Source organism: Pseudomonas sp. SH10-3B (genome assembly GCF_019891415.1).
GTDB lineage: Bacteria > Pseudomonadota > Gammaproteobacteria > Pseudomonadales > Pseudomonadaceae > Aquipseudomonas.
The window spans coordinates 1-423 of record NZ_JAFLXD010000138.1 but is presented as its reverse complement, the minus strand read 5'-3'; the positions used below and the strand labels follow the sequence as shown (position 1 = coordinate 423).

1 protein-coding gene is annotated in these 423 nt (G+C 63.1%); it reads left to right on the top strand.

Annotation, left to right across the window (positions count from 1 at the left end):
* On the top strand, positions 1-423 hold a 423-nt coding region (locus tag J1G35_RS31260), incomplete at both ends, for a hypothetical protein (protein WP_223016883.1).

Below are 423 nucleotides of genomic sequence, written 5' to 3'. Positions count from 1 at the left end.
TTCCGGACACCGGCACCTCGATTGACCTGGCCGAACTGGGCAGCTGGGATGTCGAAGTCCAGAGCTGGATCACCAGCGCGGAGGTTGCCGCCTATTCGCACGCGCACTTGATCTGGGCCGGGGCGGACAGCGAGGGCACCTCCATCCCCCATACGGTCACCAAAGTGTTGAATGGGCCGGGCGTCTATACCTTCGAAATACCCAATGCGTTGGTCACTGCCATCGCCGACGGCACCACCAGCGTGCATGTGCTGTTTCAGAAGGGGGCGATTGAGCAACCGTCCAACAAGCTCTACCTGGGCATTGTCGGTGAGGTCGTCAGGTGGCCGGCGCCGACGATTGATGAGGACCTGGGCGGGCACATTGAACCGGATGTCGCCGCGACCGTGCGTTTCCCCCTGCAAGGCAGTTGGCCGCCGGACG